This is a genomic window from Rhizobium sp. SEMIA4064 (genome assembly GCF_003025035.1).
GTDB lineage: Bacteria > Pseudomonadota > Alphaproteobacteria > Rhizobiales > Rhizobiaceae > Rhizobium > Rhizobium paranaense.
Genome location: NZ_PYJN01000013.1, coordinates 368,487 through 391,267 on the forward strand (window position 1 = coordinate 368,487; position 22,781 = coordinate 391,267).

General features: G+C 57.8%; 18 protein-coding genes and 1 tRNA gene. 10 read left to right on the plus strand and 9 right to left on the minus strand.

All coding sequences use genetic code 11. The features are described 5' to 3' along the window. Positions 1 to 20 precede the first annotated feature (20 nt). Positions 21 to 1,019, minus strand: a complete 999-nt coding sequence (locus C9E91_RS08365; RefSeq protein WP_245407452.1) for an acyltransferase family protein — start codon at positions 1,017 to 1,019, stop codon at positions 21 to 23. Between the two features lie 439 nt (positions 1,020 to 1,458). Between C9E91_RS08365 and C9E91_RS08370 the strand changes: the two genes are divergently transcribed. The 6 genes from C9E91_RS08370 to C9E91_RS08400 all read left to right on the plus strand — a co-directional run bounded on the left by C9E91_RS08370 (position 1,459) and on the right by C9E91_RS08400 (position 9,533). Then, positions 1,459 to 3,222, plus strand: a complete 1,764-nt coding sequence (locus C9E91_RS08370) for an adenylate/guanylate cyclase domain-containing protein (RefSeq protein WP_107107835.1) — start codon at positions 1,459 to 1,461, stop codon at positions 3,220 to 3,222. A 27-nt stretch (positions 3,223 to 3,249) separates the two neighbouring features. Further along, on the plus strand, positions 3,250 to 4,392 hold the full coding sequence (locus C9E91_RS08375; protein WP_107107836.1) for a phosphatase PAP2 family protein: 1,143 nt from the start codon (positions 3,250 to 3,252) through the stop codon (positions 4,390 to 4,392). A 39-nt stretch (positions 4,393 to 4,431) separates the two neighbouring features. After that, positions 4,432 to 6,624, plus strand: a complete 2,193-nt coding sequence (locus C9E91_RS08380) for a S8/S53 family peptidase (RefSeq protein ID WP_146143989.1) — start codon at positions 4,432 to 4,434, stop codon at positions 6,622 to 6,624. 109 nt (positions 6,625 to 6,733) lie between these two features. Beyond that, the gene (locus tag C9E91_RS19965; protein WP_245407453.1) at positions 6,734 to 8,239 is read left to right on the plus strand and encodes a bifunctional AfsR/SARP family transcriptional regulator/alpha/beta hydrolase; all 1,506 of its coding nucleotides are present in this window, start codon (positions 6,734 to 6,736) and stop codon (positions 8,237 to 8,239) included. A 121-nt stretch (positions 8,240 to 8,360) separates the two neighbouring features. Further along, positions 8,361 to 9,242: an alpha/beta fold hydrolase gene (locus C9E91_RS08395; RefSeq protein WP_107107839.1), complete on the plus strand. Its 882-nt coding sequence runs from the start codon at positions 8,361 to 8,363 to the stop codon at positions 9,240 to 9,242. 12 nt (positions 9,243 to 9,254) lie between these two features. Then, the gene (locus tag C9E91_RS08400) at positions 9,255 to 9,533 is read left to right on the plus strand and encodes a hypothetical protein (RefSeq protein WP_107107840.1); all 279 of its coding nucleotides are present in this window, start codon (positions 9,255 to 9,257) and stop codon (positions 9,531 to 9,533) included. Between the two features lie 989 nt (positions 9,534 to 10,522). Here C9E91_RS08400 and C9E91_RS08405 read toward each other — a convergent pair. From C9E91_RS08405 to C9E91_RS08425, 6 genes are all read right to left on the minus strand, one after another. Then, complete coding sequence (locus C9E91_RS08405; protein WP_245407465.1) at positions 10,523 to 10,780, minus strand: caspase family protein; 258 nt, start codon at positions 10,778 to 10,780, stop codon at positions 10,523 to 10,525. A 163-nt stretch (positions 10,781 to 10,943) separates the two neighbouring features. After that, complete coding sequence (locus C9E91_RS08410) at positions 10,944 to 14,753, minus strand: vitamin B12-dependent ribonucleotide reductase (protein WP_107107842.1); 3,810 nt, start codon at positions 14,751 to 14,753, stop codon at positions 10,944 to 10,946. A gap of 114 nt (positions 14,754 to 14,867) precedes the next feature. Further along, the gene (locus C9E91_RS19770; protein WP_181316039.1) at positions 14,868 to 15,017 is read right to left on the minus strand and encodes a hypothetical protein; all 150 of its coding nucleotides are present in this window, start codon (positions 15,015 to 15,017) and stop codon (positions 14,868 to 14,870) included. Positions 15,018 to 15,522: 505 nt separating this feature from the next. Further along, on the minus strand, positions 15,523 to 16,020 hold the full coding sequence (gene gpt / locus C9E91_RS08415) for a xanthine phosphoribosyltransferase (protein WP_107107843.1): 498 nt from the start codon (positions 16,018 to 16,020) through the stop codon (positions 15,523 to 15,525). Between the two features lie 279 nt (positions 16,021 to 16,299). Continuing rightward, the gene (locus C9E91_RS08420) at positions 16,300 to 17,142 is read right to left on the minus strand and encodes a universal stress protein (RefSeq protein ID WP_107107844.1); all 843 of its coding nucleotides are present in this window, start codon (positions 17,140 to 17,142) and stop codon (positions 16,300 to 16,302) included. A 116-nt stretch (positions 17,143 to 17,258) separates the two neighbouring features. Then, complete coding sequence (locus tag C9E91_RS08425) at positions 17,259 to 18,032, minus strand: competence/damage-inducible protein A (protein WP_107107845.1); 774 nt, start codon at positions 18,030 to 18,032, stop codon at positions 17,259 to 17,261. Positions 18,033 to 18,273: 241 nt separating this feature from the next. On the opposite strand from C9E91_RS08425, the gene wrbA reads away from it, so the two are divergent. After that, positions 18,274 to 18,873 (plus strand): NAD(P)H:quinone oxidoreductase type IV, encoded by a 600-nt coding sequence (gene wrbA / locus C9E91_RS08430; protein ID WP_107107846.1) that lies wholly within the window; start codon positions 18,274 to 18,276, stop codon positions 18,871 to 18,873. Between the two features lie 80 nt (positions 18,874 to 18,953). Here the strand turns inward: wrbA and C9E91_RS08435 are convergent. Then, positions 18,954 to 19,039: transfer RNA gene (locus tag C9E91_RS08435), tRNA-Leu, on the minus strand. Between the two features lie 295 nt (positions 19,040 to 19,334). Here C9E91_RS08435 and C9E91_RS08440 point away from each other — a divergent pair. The 3 genes from C9E91_RS08440 to C9E91_RS08450 all read left to right on the plus strand — a co-directional run bounded on the left by C9E91_RS08440 (position 19,335) and on the right by C9E91_RS08450 (position 21,904). Further along, on the plus strand, positions 19,335 to 19,841 hold the full coding sequence (locus C9E91_RS08440; protein WP_107107847.1) for a hypothetical protein: 507 nt from the start codon (positions 19,335 to 19,337) through the stop codon (positions 19,839 to 19,841). A gap of 433 nt (positions 19,842 to 20,274) precedes the next feature. Further along, a complete protein-coding gene (gene ilvA / locus C9E91_RS08445; protein WP_107107848.1) occupies positions 20,275 to 21,525 on the plus strand; it encodes a threonine ammonia-lyase in 1,251 nt (416 codons plus the stop codon). A 37-nt stretch (positions 21,526 to 21,562) separates the two neighbouring features. After that, the gene (locus C9E91_RS08450) at positions 21,563 to 21,904 is read left to right on the plus strand and encodes an HlyU family transcriptional regulator (protein ID WP_107107849.1); all 342 of its coding nucleotides are present in this window, start codon (positions 21,563 to 21,565) and stop codon (positions 21,902 to 21,904) included. 75 nt (positions 21,905 to 21,979) lie between these two features. Here the strand turns inward: C9E91_RS08450 and C9E91_RS08455 are convergent, their stop codons facing one another. Then, the gene (locus C9E91_RS08455; protein WP_107107850.1) at positions 21,980 to 22,756 is read right to left on the minus strand and encodes an SDR family NAD(P)-dependent oxidoreductase; all 777 of its coding nucleotides are present in this window, start codon (positions 22,754 to 22,756) and stop codon (positions 21,980 to 21,982) included. Between the last annotated feature and the right edge of the window lie 25 nt (positions 22,757 to 22,781).

The following is a 22,781-nucleotide window of genomic DNA, read 5'->3' on the forward strand; positions in this document are numbered from 1 at the left end:
CCCCGATCCGGCCCTATGCGTCAGCCGCGATATGCCGGCTGCGGGCGTGACGGTCGCATCTTTCGGAGTATCGGACGCTCTATGAACAGGTAGCAAACGATCGCAAAGGCCAGCGAACCCAATGCAAGGAATACAGGCTGTGCGGCGTGTCGCACCCCGATGCGCAACAGCAGCGCCGTGACCAGGACGCCGGTAAGTACGTGCCAAATGTAGATGGAATAAGAGGCGTCCCCCAGGAAATGCAGGAACGAAAGTTTGGGAACACCGCGCTCCCGTTCGGCGAAAACAGCGCCCGACAACAGCAGCACCGCCGGTATGCCCCAGCGAACCGCGCGGTCGACATGGGGCATCAGGTCACTTGCCAGCAGCAATACGAATCCGACGACCATCAAGCCGATAGAGGCGTGAAAAGACAGGCGAAAGCCCTGCTTCCACAGGCGCCCAATGACGATGCCGGCCGCAAATTCGAGGATGACCGGCTCTGTGAAAACACTGAGATAGCCGAGCGGCAGCAGGTAATGCGCCATGACGACGGTCACCAGAGCCGCCATGAGGAACCATGGCCGCCTGAACTCCGGCAGAAGTAGCGAAATGGAAAAGATGAGATAGAAGAACATCTCGTAGGATAGGGTCCATCCTTGCTCGACGATCGGATGCATTGCTTCGCCCTTCATGACGGGCAGGAAAAGCAGCGAGCCGATCAAATTCCCGACCGTCGTGTCCATGTTGAAGAAGAACTGCGGTTTCAACACGGCCATGACGAATGTCGCCACCGTCGCAATCCAGTAAAGCGGCACTATTCTGAATAGCCGGCGCACCATGAACTCTTGCGGACCGACCGGTTTTCCCTCGGTCGTGACCCACATGATAAAGCCGCTGATGACGAAGAATATATCGACCCCCGCCGCTCCGACCCTGAATTCCAGTCCATATGCGTCGCTGACATGGAAGCAGAGAACGGAGATCGCTGCGATGGCGCGCAGATATTGAATGCTTTTGATGTCGCTGCTGATTTTCAAGACGGTGCCCCCGCGCGACTGGATTGCTATCGCCAAGGCCTGCCGGCCGGTTTGGCGAGAGAATGAGTCGAAAGGCCGGACACTCACGCAGAACAACTTGGAGGGCACGGCGGACCTGATGTCACCGTGGCAACAATTTCAGTGAAAACGGATGATTTCCCGCCGGTTTCGTGACGGAAATCGGGCATTTCGGCGCAGAACGCCTGCCTGTCGCTTCCGCCGCCCCTCGGTAAGTACATACCTCTTCGAAGGTAACGCCGCATCTCAGGTATTACCTAGCCCAAAGATGGTACGTCTTGGGTGATATCAATGCCACGGCATGTTGGGTACACTTTTTTAGGGTACTCAGCGTCCGGCGCTCTTAATCTCATCCGTATCTGGATTCTCGGAAAAGCAAGTATGTGCATTTTGCATATACCCTTCTGAAAAGGCCAGCGACATGAACATAGGCGAGTTGGGGCACGCGTCCCGAGCGATTCTATTCATTGATGTCGTCGATTCCGTTCGTCTCATTGAACATGATGAAGAAGGGACCATCGTGCGTTGGCTCGGCATGGTGGACAGCATCGAGAACTCCATTCTGCCTGGATCGGGGGGGCGCGTCGTCAAGCATCTCGGCGACGGAATGCTTCTTGAATTCGAAAATATGCAGGCGGCAGCGTCGGCAGCATTCGAGATCCAGAACGCAAGTGCTCGCGACAACGCCGAACAGCCGCCCGATTCCCAGATACTGCTGCGCGCCGGCATCGACGTCGGCGATGTGATCATATCGCACCAAGATCTCTACGGGCGCGGCGTGAACCTCGCCGCCAGGCTCATGGGCCTCGCCGGTCCGGGCGAAATCGTCATCTCTGAGCGTGCGCGGGGACAATTGACGCCTCTCCTCGATGCCGACATTGAGGACCTGGGCGAGTGCTATCTCAAGAACATCGAAGCCCCCGTACGCGCCTTTAGAATTGGACAGCCGGGAGCCCATCCCGTGGTCCAGTCCCATTGGTCGTTGGGCGAATTGCGCCCAACCCTCGCTGTCATCCCTTTCGCCGTCCGGGGCGAAGCCGAGGAACACGGGATTCTGGGGGAGGTCTTGGCCGACGAGATCATCCGGGCGTTGTGTCGTATGCAAGAGCTCAACGTTATTTCACGGCTCTCAACGACCGCTTTCGCCGGACGCAAACTGGATCTCGATGAGGTGAGACTGCACCTGCACGCCAACTATGCCGTCTCCGGCGTCTGCCGGGTGACCGGCGACAGCGTATGCCTGGATGCAGAGCTGGCAGACACAAAGACAGGGCAAATCGTTTGGGAGAACCGCCTGACGGAGCGGATCATAGGAATTCTCGAGGGCGATCAGGAAATCGTTGGTCACACGGTTGCCGAGATCAGCAATGCGATCATGGCACGCGAACTGCGGCGTACACGCTCGCAGCCGCTTCCGACGCTTGAGAGCTACGCCCTTCTTATGGGCGCCATTGTGTCAATGCATCGCCTGAGGTTTGGCGACTTCAACGATGCCCGCAAAATGCTGGAAGCGATCTTGGAACGTGGATCGTATCAACCACTCGCGCAAGCATGGTTGGCGAAGTGGCATGTGCTGCGCGTGCAGCAAGGCTGGTCCGACAACGTCATGGATGATGCGCACCGAGCGCTCGAGCTGACAAAACGGGCTCTCGATTCCGATCCCGATTTTTCGCTCGCCCTCGCGGTCGATGGCTTTGTGCACACGAATCTCCTTAGGCGTTTCGATATTGCGCGGGAACGTTACAACCTTGCGATCCAGGCCAATCCGAGTGACTCGCTGGCCCTCTTGCTAAGAGGAATGATGCACGCCTTTTGCGACGAGGGAGACCAAGCCGTGAGGGATACCGAGCTCGCGCTGCTGCTGTCCCCTCTCGATCTGCACCGGTTTTTCTACGATTCGCTGGTCGCGTCAGCGAATCTCACGGCGGGCAATTACGCTCGCGCCTTGAATCTTGCGCAGCGGTCTCTGCGCGCGAACCGGATGCACACCTCGACTTGGCGGGTTCTCATCGTCGCACAGTGGCAGCTCGGCATGCACGAGGACGCGCGCGAATCCGCGCGACAGCTCCTAACTCTGGAGCCCGGTTTTACGGTTGGCGGATACCTGAGGCGTACGCCAAGCGCAGCTTTCTCAATCGGCAAGTTGATCGCCGATGTGCTGCTGAAAGCTGGAGTGCCGCAATAGGGGATGCATCAATAGGGGGATAGGCAAATGAGCAACATATCACCGCAGGCATCGCAGGGGGGGCATGGTGGGCACGGCGGTCATGGTGGCCATGGCGGGCACGGCACAGAGGACGATGTCTTCTTTGGAACGGACGCGCCGCTGGTCGCTGACGCGCTGATAAACAATCGCGACGGAATTGTCGGCAATTTTCGCCGGCCTGAAGCGGTGCCCCAGGAACTGGATCTTGATGACGTTGCCAACATGACCAGATGGGCTCAGGAACGGCGAGAACAGGTCGTCGACTTCGAGCTTCATTCCCGCATTGGCTTCTCTCAAGGGATGGGTGATCCTGCGGGAAGCATGAATGTCTGGCATTTGGAGGTTGCACATGACCCGGACGACGCCGTGCCAAACGTTCGCTATCGCCCGCTCGTCAGAATGGTCCGACCTACTGAGAAAGTTTTCCTTGGCCAACTTCAGCTTGTTGCGAACTATGCCGATTTACGGGCAGATCGGGTTACTGAAATTCTGGCGCAGCGCGATGGGCCGACCGCCTTCCTGGCTTCCGTCGCATATATGGCCCCAAACCGTGCGCGTTGGACGCTTGAACTTCTAGGCGCCGTCTTCCGGCTCGCTCAGTTTGTCGAATTTCGCATGAAGCACGCACTCGCTTGCCGACGGCCAATGGAATACTCGCCACAGATACAGCCAATGATTCTTACGCCGGAACACGGCAGTCTGCCCAGCGGCCACTCAACTGAGTCCTTTGCAATGGCCATTGTACTGGTGCAGCTTCTCCGGGCTTCGCCCAATCCCGTCTACGAGCAGGACATTTATGCCGTTCAACTGCTTCGGCAGGCGGCACGGGTCGCTGTTAATCGGCAGGTAGCCGGCGTGCACTTTCCAGTCGACAGTGCGGCGGGTGCGCTCCTGGGTTTGACCTTAGGCGAATATTTCTGCCGCCGGTTTAGCGGGGAGGCCGACTTCTATGCCTGGTCCTTCGACGGCGAAGCCTATCCGGAAGATGCCGATTTCAATTGGGCGGGATGGTACGACGTTCAGCGGCAGCGGCAAATTGCTCCGGATGCGAGGTCTCCATGCGCCGCGGAGCTGGGCCGTCACAAACTTGGTGCCGTCTCTCCTATCCTCACTTGGCTGTGGGAAAAGGCGCTGGCCGAGTGGTCTTGATTGCCCTTGACCCAACCCAGCAGTGAGGGAGAAGCGATCATGGAATGGCGAAAAACTGACCTTGAACACAGCTATTGCCGAATCGAAGGGATAGATCCCAGCGCCGATTGGGTTCTCGGGCCTGGCTTCCGTGATTTTTCGCGGGGCGACGATAACGTCTTGATCCCCTGTACGATCGGTCCGCTCGACACATCCATGGTCGAAATGATGAAGTCCTTTCATAGGGTCGATGCTCAGCAAGGCGGGTGGGAAAGTGGAGTCTTCGTACCGTCTCTCTATCATGATGCGAAAGAGGACCAACACATGGTCGCGTTCGTGAGAAAAGCTGTGTTCGAAGACCTAGCACGGGGGGAGGGGCCATTCGGCCAAATTCGCAAGACTGCGAAACAGATCGACTTTAGCCTGCCTCTCAATCGGAAATCGCTGCCCAATCATTGGAAGCGCCGCGTTCCGGCATCGAAACCTGTTCGTCTACCGGTCGTCTCCCCTGGCCACTGGCCGGAGGGCACAGTTGTTATTGGTATCATCGATGATGGGATCGCTTTTGCCCATGAGCGGTTTCGCCTCGCTGACGGCAGCTCGCGTGTTCAATATGTCTGGCGTCAGGACGGCATTTTTGACAATGACGGTTCAACCGTCGATTTCGGAAGCGAGATATGTAAACTCGATCGGCCGCCGCACAGGGGTATCGACAAACTCTTGGAGGCTTACGACCAAGCTGGGCTGGTTGACGAGGAGGGGCTCTATCGAGAGGCAGGTCTAATCGACTTTCGCGATCCCGACCACAAGGCTGCCGCCTGGCAATTGTCGCACGGCACCCATGTACTCGATCAGGCGGCCGGCTACGACCCAGTCGACGCGCCCATGAACCGCCCGATCATCGCCGTTCAGCTTCCGGTTTCGGTGACAGCGGATACCTCCGGTTCCAACCTCAAAACATTTGCGACGGCCGCGATCAGATACATCCTCGATCGAGCGGATCGCCTGGCAGGAAAGGGGCTGTTGCCCGACGGCTCATGGCGGCCGTTGCCGGTTGTCATCAATTTCAGCTATGGCATGCTCGCGGGACCGCACGACGGTACTCTCGATCTCGAGCAAGCTCTCGACGACTTTGTTACTAAGCGGGACGCACCGCTGCGCATTGTTTTGCCCGCTGGCAATGCAAATCTTTCGCGATGCCACGTCGCGGTTAAATTCAATGGAACCCGCGAACCGGTGACTCTCAAGTGGCACGTTCAGCCCGATGATAGTACGCCAACGCAGATGGAAATCTGGTTGCCGCATGATCCACGAAAGCAGCGGGACCCGAGCCGGGTGACGATATCCGTCGAAACACCGTCTGGGCTGCGGAGTCCGCCCCTCAAGGAAGAGGTGGGCTCGGGAGTCCAGCTAGTCTCGAACGGCGAGGTCGTCGGGTGCGCGCACTACGCCTTTCGTTCGTCTCCCACGGAACGGGGTGTTTTTATTATCTCGCTGCAACCCACGGCGCGCTTGCGACCCCTCGACAACCCCGCGACAAGCGGCGCAACGGCGCCGGCAGGGGCTTGGAAGGTCATCATCACGAACTCCAGCCTGCGCCCGGGACAGGAGCTGGAAGCATGGATTCAATGGGACGACGTGATCTACGGATATTCGCGCCGTGGTCGGCAATCCTACTTCGAGGCAGACTGCTATCGTCGGTTCAATCCTGTCACTGGCGACGTGGTAGACGTGGATGACGAGCGCAATCCCTGTATCGTCAGGCGAGGCGGCCTCATAAACGCCATCGCTACCGGACAGGAAACAATCGTGGTCGGCGGGGTCCAGCAGAAGGACCTCAGACCGCCAAAATATGCAGCCGGCGGTCCAGTCGCACCAACCCGCCATAAGCACACTCATCGGGTCGGGCCTGATGCGGCGTGCGTCAGCGACGATTCACGGGTTCACAACGGCATTCTCGGGGCCGGCTCGAGAAGCGGGTCTGCGGTCGCCATGAGCGGAACGAGCGTTGCCGTCCCGCAAATCGTCAGATTGGTAGCGGACATGCTGGCAGACGGCGGGCCTGGCAATCGCGAGGCGATTTCCCAATTTGCGGCGGCCGAAGAATACGCCCGAAGGCAATCGTCAGAAGACACTGGCGAGTCGCGGGAGCATGACAACCAGCAAGGCCATTTTAGCAGAGAACGATGCGGCGCCGGCCGGATCGTAAGGCCGCGACCAGGTCGGCCAAAGCGCTACGATGTCGATACCTGACGAAAGACCAGTTTCAGAGCTCTCGAGGCTCACCTAACGGTAAGCCGATTTCATCTTGAGCTGCATTGCTCTAAGCTCTCGGCTGAACACTCCGTCGGGTCAGTGCATCATGGTTGGCCAGCTCACCATCAAGGTATTGGGCGAACTCAATGTCACGCGGCAGGGACAGCTTCTGCCTCTGCCGCAGTCGAAGAAAACCCGCGCTCTTCTTGCCTATTTGGCCGTTGTCGGAAGACCTCAGCGCCGCGAGCATCTTTGCAAGATGTTCTGGGAAGTTCCAGACGACCCTCGTGCTTCGCTGAGGTGGAGCCTCCACAAACTCAGGCCAATCGTGAATACGGAAGGTCATGTGCGTCTGCATGCGGACCACAATTCCGTTCTCCTCAGCCCCCAGACGGTCGAGGTGGACTTCAATGGCCTAGCTTGCCTTCGACCCGCTGACCTCGACGTCTTGGATACGGAGACATTGGAATCGCTTGCCACGACATTTCGCGGTGAATTCCTCGAAGGCCTCTGCCTGCAGCATTGCCCAAACTTTGAAGCGTGGCGGCTGTACCACCGAGATAGGGCGCTTCGGGCACACATGGCAATTCTGCGCGCCCTCATTCGACGCCTTCAAGACAGCCCCGAGCGAGCAAATGCTTATTCCCTGGTGCTCGATCGCCTTACCGAAGAGATTGCCGCCGTCGGTCTTCCTGGGCGGTGGTCAGAGCCTTCGGTCTCTGCGACTTTTGAAACGGCTGTCCCGTCGCCACCGGTGACCCCCAGCAAGAGATCGCAGGAAATTCGCTTCTGCAAAACCACCGACGGGGTAACAATTGCCTACGCGGTGTGTGGGCAGGGATCGCCGATCGTGCGAGCCGCACACTGGATGTCACATCTGCAATATGATTGGGAAAGTCCGGTGTGGAGGCATTGGATCGACGCCCTTTCGGAGAAAACGAAGCTCATACGCTATGACGAACGCGGTAACGGTCTTTCGGACTGGGTTGCCGAGGAAATTTCGTTCAAGGCGATGATTGCGGACTTGGAGAGCGTGGTCGATGCGGCGGGCCTCGACCGGTTCACGCTTCTCGGTGTATCGCAAAGCTGCGCTGTCTCCGTTGCCTACGCCGTCCGCCATCCTGAACGAGTTTCGGGGCTCATCCTATACGGAGGATTTGTAAAAGGCTGGCGCAAACGAAGTGACAGCCATGAGGTCGCCACCCATGAGGCAATGACAGCATTGATCCGGGAAGGATGGGGGCAGAATAATCCGGTTTTCCGGCATCTGTTCACCGCAATGTTCATTCCAGGGGCGGATCAGGTGCAAATGGATTGGTTTGACGAACTGCAGCGCATTTCGGTGTCGCCCATCAACGCAGGTCGCCTGCACGAGGCATTCGGAGAGATCGACGTTTCGGATGTCCTGTCGCAGGTGACGATTCCGACGCTCGTCTTGCACGCAAGAAAAGACGCCGTCGTTCCCTTTCAGTCCGGAAGGGAGTTCGCAACCGGCATCCCTGGAGCTCGATTTGTCGATCTCGACAGCGCCAATCACATTCTCCTCGCCAACGAACCCGCCTTTGAGCAGTTTATTCGTGAGGTAACGCGCTTCGTCGCCGAAACAGCGTAGCTGCTGCTGCGCGCTTTCAACGATTGGCCCCGCATTTTCAACGGTTCCTTCCACATTCTTTCTCACGCGCGCAGAATAGAATGCTTCCGACAGTTTGCGATGCTGACAAGGAGGGACGACGATGAAGGTTCACAATGTAACGGGCGGCGCCGGATTGCGACTGCATGTTCGCGAGTGGGGAAAAGAAGATGCGCCGTCGATCCTCTTCATCCACGGGTGGTCACAAAACCATCTCTGCTGGAAAAACCAGTATGAAAGTACGCTTGCGGAGGATTTTCGCCTGGTAGCCTTGGACCTCCGCGGTCACGGCATGTCGGACGCTCCCCTTGAGGCCGAGCATTATACTGAACCGCAGCTTTGGGCAGACGATATCGCCGCCGTCATAGATCAACTCGACCTTGGCAGTCCGGTTCTTGTGGGCTGGTCCTACGCCGGCTTCATTATTTGCGACTATCTCCGCGCCCACGGTATTGCCCATGTTGCGGGCATCAACTTCGTCGGCGCGGCAACGACGATGAATAAGGCGGCGCTCGGCACCTTGATCGGCCCGGGCTTCCTCGACCACGTCATCGGTGCCACCGGCGAAGACCTGCCCGGCAATATCGAAGCAATCCGCAATTTCGTGCGCGGGTGCACTTATTCGCAACTGCCTTCCGAGGTCTTCGAAACGGCAATTTGCTGGAACATGGCCGTGCCAGCGAAGATTCGGGCTGCCCTGCTGGCCCGGGAGGTCGATTCCGATGATGTACTGACAGCACTTGCCGTGCCTGTCCTTGTAACCCATGGCCAAGAAGACACCGTGATCCTGCCGGCGATGGGGCGGCACCTTCTGGCATTGTACCCTCAAGCGACAGCATCGTGGTATGCCGCGACGGGACATGCACCTTTTCTGGAGTATCCTGGTAGGTTCAACAGCGAGCTATATCGTTTTGCATGTGACGCGGTAGAACTATCAATTAGACGTATGTCTATTGGTCAGGTTACGCACAAATCATTGTTCTGAATGGAAGGTAAAATGGGGACACAAATCGTTCGAGTTCCACCCGGATTTAGGCACCCAGTCGATGAGGATGGCGAGTTGATGGTCGGTGGCCACCTGGAGCCGCTCTATTATGCCGATCCTGCCTCTCTCACCTCGTATCAAGTCTATGAAAACGTTAGTGAGGGCAGCCCCATCAGTCCTGTTTTTGATACCGTAGACGAACTGAATGAGTGGCTGAAGCAAGAAGGCTGGGATCAGGAAACCATAGATTGCCTGTTAAACCTTGGGCATGCTCCGTCCCTAATTGTATAGGTCGATTTGGTGGCGATTTACGGTCGCCGACCCGCCGAGCATCTCGGAGTGGCGGCGCTATTGTTCGTAGCCATAATATCCTCTTATTATTGGCTGCCTATCGCGCGCGTAAATACAGGTGAAATTTTTTCACCGCTTCCCAAAATACAAATATGGATATCGTCAGAAATACAGTGGGAGCGAAGTATCCTATGTACAGTGAGGAAAATATCTTATCATTTCTTCCAAATAAGTACTCAAACGCATAGCATCTTTGGCCGTTACACTTATTACCAGACAGCAAAAAATAAACTATGTTAAACAGAAAAAAAGTAATAGCGCCAACAAGTATAACCTTTATGGACGTCATCCATGATAAATCCTTTCGCGGAAAATCCGCGTCATTGTTGCTGAAATAATTTACAGTATTTGTAATAATACAGCAGAATACTGACGAGAAAAGCTGGCTAAGTATGAATACTATAAACCCACCTTCAGGATATAACCTCTGGAAAATGATTGAAGACAATCCCAAAGATAGTACGAATGAAGAGGCGATATTTCCGCTCCCGATCTTGAGCGCACGCCTAGAGCTTACAGTTCTTCCGAAAACAATGGCGGACCATGCCGTCAGCATAATCGGCACCGGCCCGACGATCCAAGGAAGACTGAGCGAATTCATCCGCAATCCTTGGTGGCGGTGCAAAATTGAAATGCACCCCGATTTTGGGCCATCGGGAGCTGGGACTTTCCGGGGTTTGACGCGAAGGACAACCATCCTTAGCTGCATTTGACCAAATAGCTCCCACCAATACATATCCCACCGCCTGCGCGGATCAGCCGATCTGTTTGCTTGAGAGCGTAGCCAGTACTCACATGAACGAGGATTTGGCGAGCGCCACGCGCCTTCGACCATGCCGCTACTCCACGCAGCAATTTCACAGAAACTTTCGCCGAGCGGAAAGGCCCGCAAAATTCGGTATCGACGCCTATGAGATGCGTGGTCGTCATCACACCGCCTTCTCCGAACCATGACCGGAGAAGGCGATCACCACCGTGTCGTCCGCGTCGCATTGGGAGAGCGTTTCGAGTTCTGTCTCGATCCTGGAGAGGGTGGCCTCCTGATCAGTCACGAGAACGGTCGGGCCGCCGAGGGTATCGGCGAACATCGCTTCGAGCGCGGTCGCGTCGCGGGCCGCGCATGACAAGTCACGGATCTTGGGCGACTGATAACGGTTGACACCAACAAACAAACCCCTGAAAGCCATCGCATTCACTTTTTGTTCCTTAAAGCCTTTCCGGGCACTTTTCAGCGCCCGGAAATAGTCGAATGTGGTGTTGGCCAGTTTTAGGTTCCAAAATGGCCAGTTCTAACGCCTTTTGGCCAATACTTGGTTCGGTTTCTCACGTCACTACAGCTTAGGCGAATGCTTAGCTGCACCCGCTCGTCGCGCCGCAAGTGTCGCACTTCTCGCAAGTTCCATTCCGAACCATCGTGAAGTTCTGGCACTCCGTGCACATGTTGCCGGTGTAGCCCTGCATGATGGAGCGGGCGCGGCGTTCGGATTCCAGTTTCTTGGCTTCCGTCTTTGCCGTTGCCGCTTCATCTGCCGCCTTGTCGGTGAAGAGGGCGGTGGAGGCTTCGGCGGTTTCGTTTGCCAGTTCCTCGGCGATCTCTTCGGCCAGCTCCTTGGCGCGTTCCTCATAGTCGCGCTTGAAGGCAACGACTTCCGAGGTGGAGATGGCGCCGGCGGGTTCGAGCTTGCGCGCGGTATTGCCGGCGATGGAGGTGATCGTCGCACCCGAAGAGGCGCGGGCAGGAGCGGCCGTGGCCGAACCCTTGACTTCGCCTGCCTGGCGCTCGCCCGATGTCGGCACCAGCGTCGGCTTGTAGCCGCGGGTCAGGCCCTTGGAGACGACATCCGCCTTGCCTTCCGATACGCCGCGTCCAAGGGCGGTGTTGCTGAAGTCCGAGGTGTCGACATGAGCAAGATCGTGGCGGCCGAGATAGGAGATGGCAAGCTCACGGAACACGTAGTCGAGGATCGACGTGGCGTTCTTGATCGCGTCGTTGCCAGTGACGATGCCGGCCGGCTCGAACTTGGTGAAGGTGAAGGCATCGACATACTCTTCGAGCGGCACGCCGTATTGCAGGCCGAGCGAGACCGAGATGGCGAAGTTGTTGATGAAGGCGCGCAGCGCCGAACCTTCCTTGTTCATGTCGAGGAAGATTTCGCCGAGACGGCCATCATCATATTCGCCGGTGCGCAGGAAGATGGTGTGTCCGCCGATCTTGGCCTTCTGGGTGTAGCCCTTGCGGCGACCCGGAAGCTTTTCCTGGCTGCGGACAACCTTTTCGATGACGCGTTCGATGATCTTTTCGGTGACGGTGACGGCCTGAGCAGCAGCCGGGGCCTGCAGCAGTTCTTCGATTGCATCCTCGTTATCGTCGTCGTCGATCAGCGAGGCGTTCAGCGGCTGGCTGAGCTTGGAGCCGTCACGATAAAGCGCATTCGCCTTCAGGCCGAGCTTCCAGGAGAGCATGTAGGCGTTCTTGCAATCCTCAACGGTTGCTTCGTTGGCCATGTTGATCGTCTTGGAAATGGCGCCCGAGATGAAGGGCTGGGCGGCGGCCATCATGCGGATGTGGCTTTCGACCGAGAGGTAGCGCTTGCCGATCTTGCCGCAGGGATTGGCGCAATCGAAGACGGCGAGATGCTCGTTCTTGAGGAACGGCGCGCCTTCCAGCGTCATCGCACCGCAGACATGGATGTTGGCTGCTTCGATATCCTTCTTGGAGAAGCCGAGATGGTCGAGCAGGTTGAAGCTGATGTCAGCCAGTTGCTCGTCGGAAACCTTCAGCGTGCCCTTCAGGAAGTCGGCACCGAGCGTCCACTGGTTGAAGACGAACTTGATGTCGAAGGCGCTTTTCAGCGCGGCGTTGACAGCCTCCACCTTCTCATTGGTGAAGCCCTTGGCCTTCAGCGTCGAAGGATTGATGGCCGGCGCCTGGTTCAGGTTACCGTGACCGACGGCATAGGCCTCGATCTCGGCAATCTGGCTTTCGGAGTAGCCGAGTGCACGCAGTGCTTCCGGAACGGCGCGGTTGATGATCTTGAAGTAGCCGCCGCCGGCGAGCTTCTTGAACTTCACCAGGGCGAAGTCCGGTTCGATGCCGGTGGTGTCGCAATCCATGACGAGGCCGATCGTGCCGGTCGGCGCGATAACGGTTGCCTGGGCATTGCGGTAGCCGTGCTGTTCGCCGAGGCTCAGAGCCTGGTCCCAGGCAGCCTTGGCGTGGGCGACGAGGTCCTGGTCCGGATTGTGGCTATGGATCAGCGCCACCGGATTGACCGACAGGCTCTCATAGCCCGAGGTCTCGCCGTAAGCAGCGCGACGATGGTTGCGGATGACGCGCAGCATGTTTTCGCGGTTCGGCTTGAACATCGGGAAGGTCCCGAGTTCGGATGCCATTTCGGCCGAGGTCGCATAGGCGATGCCGGTCATGATCGCGGTCAGCGAGCCGGCGATGGCGCGGGCTTCGTCGCTGTCATAGGGGATGCCGGAGGACATCAGCAGGCCGCCGATATTGGCATAGCCGAGGCCGAGCGTACGGTATTCGTAAGAGAGTTCTGCGATGCGGCGCGACGGGAACTGCGCCATCATGACCGAGATTTCGAGAACGACGGTCCAAAGGCGGACGGCATGCTCGTAGTCGCCGATGTTGATGCGCTTCGTCGCCGCATCCTTGAAGGTCATCAGGTTCAGCGAAGCGAGGTTGCAGGCCGTATCGTCGAGGAACATATATTCCGAGCACGGATTGGACGCGCGGATCGGGCCGGCGGCCGGGCTGGTGTGCCAGTCGTTCATCGTCGTGTTGAAGTGCAGGCCCGGATCGGCCGATGCCCAAGCGGCATAGGAGATGGATTCCCACAGCTCGCGCGCCTTCACGGTCTTGACGACCTTGCCGTCCTTGCGGGCGGTCAGGTTCCAGTCGCCATCGTTTTCGACAGCGCGCAGGAAGTCGTCCTTGATGGAGACGGAATTGTTGGAGTTCTGGCCGGAAACGGTGAGGTAGGCTTCCGAGTCCCAGTCCGTGTCATAGGTCTTGAACTCGAGATCCTTGTAGCCCTGGCGAGCGAACTGGATGACGCGCTGGACGTAGTTTTCCGGAACCTGATCCTTCTTGGCAGCGCGGATTTCGCGCTTCAGGGCAGGGTTCTTAGCCGGGTCAAAGCAATCGTCATTGTCGCCGTCGCAATTGACGGCGGCCTTCATGATTGCCTTCAGATGCTTGGCAACGATCTTCGAACCGGTGACGAGGGCAGCAACCTTCTGCTCTTCCTTGACCTTCCAGTTGATATATTCCTCGATATCCGGATGGTCGATGTCGACGACAACCATCTTGGCGGCGCGGCGCGTCGTGCCGCCCGACTTGATGGCGCCGGCAGCGCGGTCGCCGATCTTCAGGAAGCTCATCAGGCCGGAAGAACGGCCGCCGCCGGACAGCTTTTCGCCTTCGCCGCGCAGCAGCGAGAAGTTGGAGCCCGTACCGGAGCCATATTTGAAGAGACGCGCTTCACGTACCCAGAGGTCCATGATGCCGCCTTCGTTGACGAGATCGTCTTCGACGGACTGGATGAAGCAGGCATGCGGCTGCGGATGTTCGTAGGCCGACTTGGACTTGGTGATCTTGCCCGTGAAGGGATCGACATAGAAATGGCCCTGGCCGGGGCCGTCGATGCCATAGGCCCAATGCATGCCGGTGTTGAACCACTGCGGCGAATTCGGAGCAACGCGCTGGGTGGCGAGCATGTAGGCAAGCTCATCGCGGAAGGCGGAAGCGTCTTCTTCGGAGGAGAAATAGCCACCCTTCCAGCCCCAATAGGTCCAGGTACCGGCGAGACGATCGAAGACCTGGCGCGCATCGGTTTCGGAGCCGGTCTGGCTTTCCTTCGGCAGATCCTTCAGGGCCGCATCATCGGGCACGGAGCGCCACAGGAAGGAAGGAACGTCGTTTTCCTCGACCTTCTTCAGCTTGGCAGGCACGCCGGCCTTGCGGAAATACTTCTGCGCCAGAATGTCGGCGGCAACCTGCGAGAACTGCGCCGGCACGTCGATGTTTTCGAGGCGGAAAACGATCGAACCGTCAGGGTTCTTGATCTCGCTCGTCGCCTTGCGGAATTCGATCTCCGCATAGGGTGACTGGCCGGCCTTCGTAAATCGACGTTCGATGCGCATGATCCCATACCTCAATTCGTTGGCGCCCGTCCTCGTAACGAGGCGCAAAAATCCTGATCTGGCTTCGCGGTTTCAGCGCGCAGCCAGTGTTCAATCCGCTTCTGACAGGAGGTGTCATCCGGAGATGTCTTGCCTGTATCTTGTGGTGATGGTGGCTGCAAACACTAAATATAGTATTAACAGCTTATTGCCGCCAGTCCCCGCATGTCTTTTTTTGGCAGCATCGACATCGGCACAAAAAGCCTCCATGGCGCCATCGATCATGATGCATCGCCCTGAATCCAAATCCGATTTCGAGTTAAGGACCAGCCCCCGTAATTCTGCCCGGTCCAGTTGCCGCCGCAACGTCAGTCATTAACTTTGAAAGACCCGATTCCGTCAAGGGGTGGTTTGCGACGGATTTTTAACCACAATATCTTGTGGGCTTGCCTGTGGAAATTGGGGAAACGCCAGGAGTCTCTAAGATTCAAGCGCTTGGCCGAAATTGTTCGCTCTTCGCGCGACCGCTTATGAGGCGAACGCTACCCGCAACGGAAATAAACACGACAATATTGTGACCGTGACTTCCAAGCCATTGGCAGAGGGGCAAAAGCATGCAGCAACCCCTCATGATTCGCGCGGAAGGCCTTGAATCCCACGAAATCTTGGTATCTCGCCAACTACTAAATATAGTGGGCGCCGGAGCGCCCACCTCTATTGCTGATGCCTGTGTCCAGTTTTGGCACACCCAGCAGAATCACAACTGATTCGCGTGAAGCCCTATGACGGGTCAGCCGCGATGACCCTTGGCGATCGGCTCCTGATAGGTGAAGCCCATGTCCCAGGGGAAATAGATCCAGGTGTCCTGGCTAACCTCAGTGATGAAGGTGTCGATGGTCGGCACGCCCTTCGGCTTGGCGTAGAGACAGGCGAAATGCGCCTTCGGCAGCAAGGTGCGCACTTCAGCGGCAGTCTTGCCGGTATCCGTCAGGTCGTCGACGACAAGCACACCTTCGCCGCCATCGACCGTCAATTCCGGCGTGATGCCTTTGAGCAGGTTCATTTCGCCCTGGTTGGCATAGTCGTGGTAGGAGGCGACGCAGACGGTATCGATCAGGCGAATATTGAGTTCGCGCGAGATAATGGCAGCGGGGACGAGGCCGCCGCGCGTGATGCAGACGATTGCCTTGAACTCGCTGTCGAGTCCGGCAAGTCGCCAGGCAAGGGCGCGGGCATCGCGATGGAACTGATCCCAGGATACGGGAAAGGCTTTATCGGGGAGGGACATGGCTCAAAGGCTCCGGGACGCAGAAGATAACAACGCACCGGCGCAGCCGGCGACCCTGAGCAGACCCCGCGACGGGCGCGGACCATGGACCAAATCCTGAAACGCGATTCGCCGGCTCTCCGATCGAACATGCCCCGCCAAAAAAAGCTTTGGACTTTAGGGACAATGCTTCACGAACCACGCGAATGGGTTCCCTGGCGGGAATTCTCTCATCGGTCGCTGCTTTCTGCTGGATTTGCGGCCAAAAGGCAAGAGCCGCCTATCCCGCAAGGCTGCGTGTCAGCGCGCCAGCAGCGTCAGCGCCGTCATCGATTGCAACAGCGTCCGCGTCGTGCCGCCGAAGATCAACTGCCAGAGCCAGGAATGTGTATAGGCACCCATGACGAGCAAATCGATGCTGTCGTCGGCGAGGCGGTTTTCGATGACCTGCGATGGCGTCTTGCCGCCGCACATCGCCGTTTCCAGTCTGGCGCGAATGCCATGCCGGACGAGCGTGGCCGTGATCTCGACGCCGGTCTCCTTGGGCGAATGCGTGGAACTGTCAGACGTGTCGACTGAAAAAACCTCGACGGAATCGGCAGTCCTCAGAAACGGCAGAGCATCGAAGGTTGCGCGGGCCGCTTCTTTCGATCCATTCCACGCAATCAACACGCGATGGATCGGTTTCGGCTCGGTAAAGATGTAGGGAATGAGCAGCACGGGACGACCGCTTTCGAACAGGAAGCTTTCGACATCGACATGCGAGTCCGAAGATCTGGCTGGATCGGGTTGCACGGCAACCAGCAGATCCGCGCTGCGCGCAGTTTCCATCAGCGGCTCCGAACCATAGCCGACAGTGCTTGCGAAGTTGCGCCATTCATAGGCGAGGCCTTCGCGCTCCATTTTGGCACGGAACAGCCGCTCGACTTCGACGGCCTGGCTGTGCGCCATGTCCTGCAGAGCCTGCACGGCGACCGGATCGGGGATTTCCATCGGCGCAACCAGCGGCACGGCCGAGACGATTTCCGCATGCAGACCCACAATATGAGCGCCATGTTCTTGAGCGAACGCGGCGGCGAAATCGACCGCCACACGCGTATTGTCGGGGGTATCGAGTATGACCAGAATAGTCTTATAGGGCATGACGTGATCTCCCATGAGGAAAGGTCCTTATCGCTCCATTATATCAGTGTTCCGCCTGATAATAATGCGCCGATATGACCACGGTTCCCTCACGGGCTAAAAGCACTTGCTGAACGTCATGCCTCAGCGGACTGATTTTCCTTTGCTTTCGCCTGCCTTATCGTTTCGATCATGGCGCGCACCTCCGCCGCGACACTTTCAACCAGTTCGACGGTGCGAGCCCGCACGACGATTTCGGTCGAGAAGAATTGGCCGACATAGCGGGGGTAGGATCCGATGCTGGTATCCGGATGAGCTTTCTGGATGGCGCCGAGCGGCGTGCCGATCTCGCCTTCGCCGTAAGGGCAGGAAATCGCCGCCGAAAGCATGCGGGTGCCGGTGCGCAGGGTCGGGACGACATTGTCAAGCATCGCCTGAAAAACCTGCGGCACACCGGCCATGACATAGACGTTGCCGATGTTGAAGCCCGGCGCGGTCGAAACAGGATTGGCAATATGCTTGGAGCCGACCGGCATGCGCGCCATCCGCTGGCGGGCCTCGGTGAACTCCATCTCGCGCCGCGCATACATCTCCGCCATCAGCCGCATCGCTTCTGCATCGTGTTCGCAGGGCACGCCGAAGGCCTTGGCGATCGCATCGGCGGTGATGTCGTCATGCGTCGGGCCGATGCCGCCGGAGGTGAAGACGTAATCATATTGGCCGCGCAGGGCGTTCAGCGCGGTGACGATGGCGTCTTCGTCGTCGGCGACGATACGGACTTCCTTCAGATCGATGCCGGCCAGCAGCATGACATCGGCGAGATGGCCGATATTCTTGTCTTTCGTCCGGCCGGAGAGCAGTTCGTCGCCGATGGCCAGCATGGCGGCGGTGACAATGGTTTCATTGGTCATCGAAATTATCCGTGGAATTGCGCAGTGGCGCGTTCGAAAAAGCGTTTCAAATAGGTAGCGCCGTTTGCGGCGAATGCAAACTGACGTTTTCGTTGCTTGGCCGCCATGGAAAAAGCAACCGCAAGTGAATTTTCGTCTTCATCGCGTGAACAGTGCGTTCCAGTTGCAGGGGCTGCGCCTTCGTGTGCCTGCTGGTACAAATCACCCCGAAAATCAACGCGTCCAACAATTGGAGATATTCATGACTAAGGTTCTGGTTCTCTATTATTCATCCTATGGTCACATTGAGAAGATGGCCTATGCAGTCGCTGAAGGCGCGAAATCCACCGGCGCCGAGGTGACCGTCAAGCGCGTAGCGGAACTGGTACCGGAAGAAGTGGCCAAGGCTTCTTACTTCAAGCTCAATCAGGAAGCGCCGATCGCATCGCCGGAAGAACTGGCAGAATATGACGCCATCATCGTCGGCTCGGGCACGCGGTTCGGCACGGTTACGTCGCAGATGCGCAATTTCTGGGATCAGACCGGCGGCCTGTGGTTTGCCGGCAAACTGGTTGGCAAAGTCGGCTCGGTATTCACCTCTTCGGCGACCCAGCACGGCGGCCAGGAATCAACCATCCTCGGCTTCATCCCGACCCTTCTGCACCACGGCATGGCCGTCGTCGGCCTTCCCTATGCTTTCCAGGGCCAGATGGGCACGGAAGAAGTCAAGGGCGGCTCGCCCTACGGCGCATCCACGATCACCAACGGCGACGGCTCCCGCCAGCCCTCGGAAATCGAACTGGAAGCCGCAAAGTACCAGGGCGCCCACGTCGCCAAGATCGCGGCCAAGCTAGTCGCCTAATTCGATCTTCGTCTATCGTTGGGGAGAGGCGCGGTGAAAGCTGCGCCTTTTTTCGTCGGAGCGTATTGGAATTTTGTCTTTGGTGCGGACGACGGGGGTCGAACCCGTATAGCCTAAGGCCGAGGGATTTTAAGTCCCTTGCGTCTACCAGTTTCGCCACGTCCGCGTGCCTTTCCCCTTCAAGCACTTGAACGATTCAGTCAAGGGAATGTTTTAAAACGAACTGGCACAACCGGCTTGGCAAAGGGCGGCGAAGGCTGATGGGGAATGGCGTGAGGCCATAAGGAAAGAAGCTCTGCGCAAGCTCCCGGAGCAATCCAGCAGTCGTCTGGCTGGATTAACATTTGATAAATCTAAGGCTGGAGCAGAAGGGCAAATCTTCTTCTCCGGCCGCAACGGATTTTGACCGTACGCCGGCATGTTGGTAAGAATATGCGAAAACTACCTCAATGGGGAAAGTGATGGCCGTTGTACACATTAGTATGGACACCAAGAAATCAGCGGCAGGGGCGTTACTCCCTCAAGATATTGAGCTGAATATATTGGCTTTGGAGCTTTTTTATTATGCCTGCGAGGCAACCCATAATCTTCAAATACCATATATGAAAGATATCGGCACGTCAGTCGTCGTTGATCAGATAACGTTCTCCAATCCATTCGACATTTGGGCTGTCTTGAAGAGCATTCCCGTAGGGATCGGAAGGGCAGTACTTGACCGTACTTTGTATTTTCGGCCAGAATTTGCGAAACGCACAGCAGAGGCTGGTAAAGCTAGGCAAAGTGAGATTTCAGCGAAGCTCGACAACATCCGGAAGGCAAACAAGCTTCGGGATGAGCTTCTTAACTCTGGCGGCGATGCCGACGAAATCACGAAGCTGCTTGCAAAAATACTCTTCGATCAAGACGCGAAGCTTGAAGTGCATGACGCGAACCAAAGAAAAGAGCCGTCTAGCCTTCCATATCTCTAGGTGGTGTGCCAAGTCCGGCTTTGCCCATGACGACCGGCTGGACGCTCTTGCGATGGCCGCTGCCTACTGGGTCGAGAGCATGGCTATCCTGCAACGTTCGGATGGTTCTGGCTCGATCGACTCGTCGCCCTCTGAGAAGGTTCACAAGTGCATGTGGATTATACGGGGTCCGTATAATCAGGCGAAGCCCGCTGGCACCGGGTGAACGGGGCTAGAGCGGGCCTCTAACCATCATCATGATGGCTGTCTCCATTGGAGGCAGGCAAGGCGGCGCTGTCAATTCGCAGAATTGGGGGATGTGCGATCAGGTGCCGCAATCCCGCGATTGCTGGAATATCGTTCAGACAGGTCAGAAACCGCGCTAAACAGGCTTTCTTTACTCATCTTTCCTGTGTCATAGCGAAGACGGATTGAACAAGAACGGACCAAGACCGTGGACAAGCAGGATGTTCTCGATGCCACCGAGGCCATGCGTGGCCTTTTTTTCGCAACGCCTCTGCAACTGAACGAGCATCTTTCCGCTCGCTACGGTGCGGATATTTGGCTGAAGCGCGAGGACCTGACGCCGGTGCGCTCCTACAAGATCCGCGGCGCCTTCAATTTCTTCCGCAAGGTGATTGCCGCGGGCGGTACCGGCAAGACATTCGTCTGCGCTTCGGCCGGCAATCATGCGCAGGGCTTCGCTTTCGTCTGCCGTCATTTCGGGGTGCCGGGCGTGGTCTACATGCCGGTCACGACGCCACAGCAGAAGATCGACAAAACCCGCATGTTCGGCGGGGAGTTCATCACCATTAAGCTGTTCGGCGATTTCTTCGACCAGTGCTACCAGGCGGCGCGCGAACATGTGCAGCATATTGACGGCGTCATGGTGCCGCCTTTCGATCACGCCGATATCATCGAGGGGCAGGCGACGGTCGCGGCCGAAATCGCCGAGCAACTGCCGGATGGAGTCATGCCCGATCGTATCATCCTGCCCGTCGGCGGCGGTGGATTGGCGGCCGGCATCACCGGTTATTTTGCCGATCGCCTCGCCAAGGAGGCATTCCTCTTTGCCGAGCCGGCGGGAGCGCCCAGCCTCAGGCGCAGCATGGAAGCGGGGCAGGTGGTGACACTGGCGAAGGTCGACAATTTCGTCGACGGCGCAGCGGTCGGCCGCATCGGTGACCTGAATTTCGCCGCCCTGAAAGATTTTGCGGCCGAGCAGGTCATGCTGATCGCGGAAAATGCGATCTGCGTGACGATCACCGATATGCTGAATGTCGAAGGCGTCGTGCTCGAACCCGCCGGCGCGCTCGCGATCACCGCGCTGGAGGCGATGGATCGTGAGAGCATTCGCGGCAAGACGATCGTTGCCGTCGTCTCCGGCGGCAATTTTGATTTCGAGCGTCTGCCCGACGTTAAGGAGCGTGCCATGCGCTATGCCGGCCTGAAGAAATACTTCATCCTGCGGCTGGCTCAGCGCCCCGGCGCGCTGCGCGATTTCCTCAACTTGCTGGGTCCGGATGACGATATCGCCCGCTTCGAATATCTGAAGAAGAGCGCCCGCAATTTCGGCTCCATCCTGATCGGCATCGAGACCAAGAATCCCGACAACTTCAAGAAACTGGTTGAGAATTTCGAACGTGCTGGAATGGGCTACGAGGACATCACCGAGAACGACATTCTGGCTAGCCTGATCATTTAACTTTGCCACCTCACGCCCTTCATGCTAAAGGCGATTCATGGCTTCGATCTTGTCAAATATTCTCTCGATCTTCACCGGCGGCAGCGCATCGACAGCGAGCGCCGAAAAGACCGGCGGCCCCTCTGTCACCGCTGAGCCGCAGGTGCATAACGGCTGCACGATCTACGCGACGCCGCAGCGCGAAGGCAATCAGTTCCGCCTGATGGGCCGGATCGAGAAGGAAGTGAACGGCGAGGTGCTGGTGCGCAATTTCATCCGCGCCGATGTCTTTACCTCATCGGACGATGCTGTGGAATCGGCCTTCCGCAAGGCGCAGCAGATCATCGATCAGAACGGCCCGTCTCTGTTCGGAGATGGCGAAAAGGTGCGCCAGGTCTGAGCTGAACGGCCAGTAACCCGGAACGATAACGGCCGCCGAATGGCGGCCTTCTCTTTTTCTGTTCACCAAGAGCGGTTACGCCGCACGGAAAAGCTTGGCACCTGACGGAGCGCTGGTCGCGCCGCCGTCGACGGTGATTTCGATCGCCGTGACGTTCCGGGAGTCGTCCGATGCGAAGTAGAGGGCGGCCCTGGCGATCTCTTCGGCTTCGCTCATGCGGCCAAGGGGGCTCAGGCTGCCGAAGCGTGCTTCCAGGGCGTCCTTAGCCTCTTCCGTCATTGCTCTCGTATTCCAGATCGGCGTCTTGGTGGCGCCGGGCGTGACCTGGTTGACGCGGATGCCGCGCGGAGCGAGTTCGGATGCCAGGTTGCGGGTCATGGCACGGACGGCGCCCTTGGTGCCGGCATAGGCGGAATAGCCGGGGATACCGAGAACAGCGTGCACGGAGCCGTTCAGGATCACCGATCCACCGTCGTTCAGATACGGCAACGCAGCCTGCACCGTGAAGAAGACGGCGGTGAAGTTTGTGCGCACCACCGTCTCGAACTGCTCCAGCGTGGTCTTTCCGACGGCGGTTTCGCCGGCAATCCCGGCATTGGCGAAGACGATGTCGAAATTACCAAGCTTTTCAGCCGCTTCGGCGAAAGCTTTCTCAGTTGCTGCAACGTCGGTGACGTCGACCTGCAATGCCAGGACATCGCCGCCAAGCTCTTCAACGGCAGCGGCAAGGGTCTTTGGATTGCGGCCGGTGATGGCGACCTTGGCGCCCTCGGCGAGGAAGAGGCGGGCGGTGGCGAGGCCAATGCCGCTGTTTCCGCCGGTGATGATGGCAACCTTGTTCTTGAGACGCATGTTCGTAGCTCCTATTGGCTTTGAT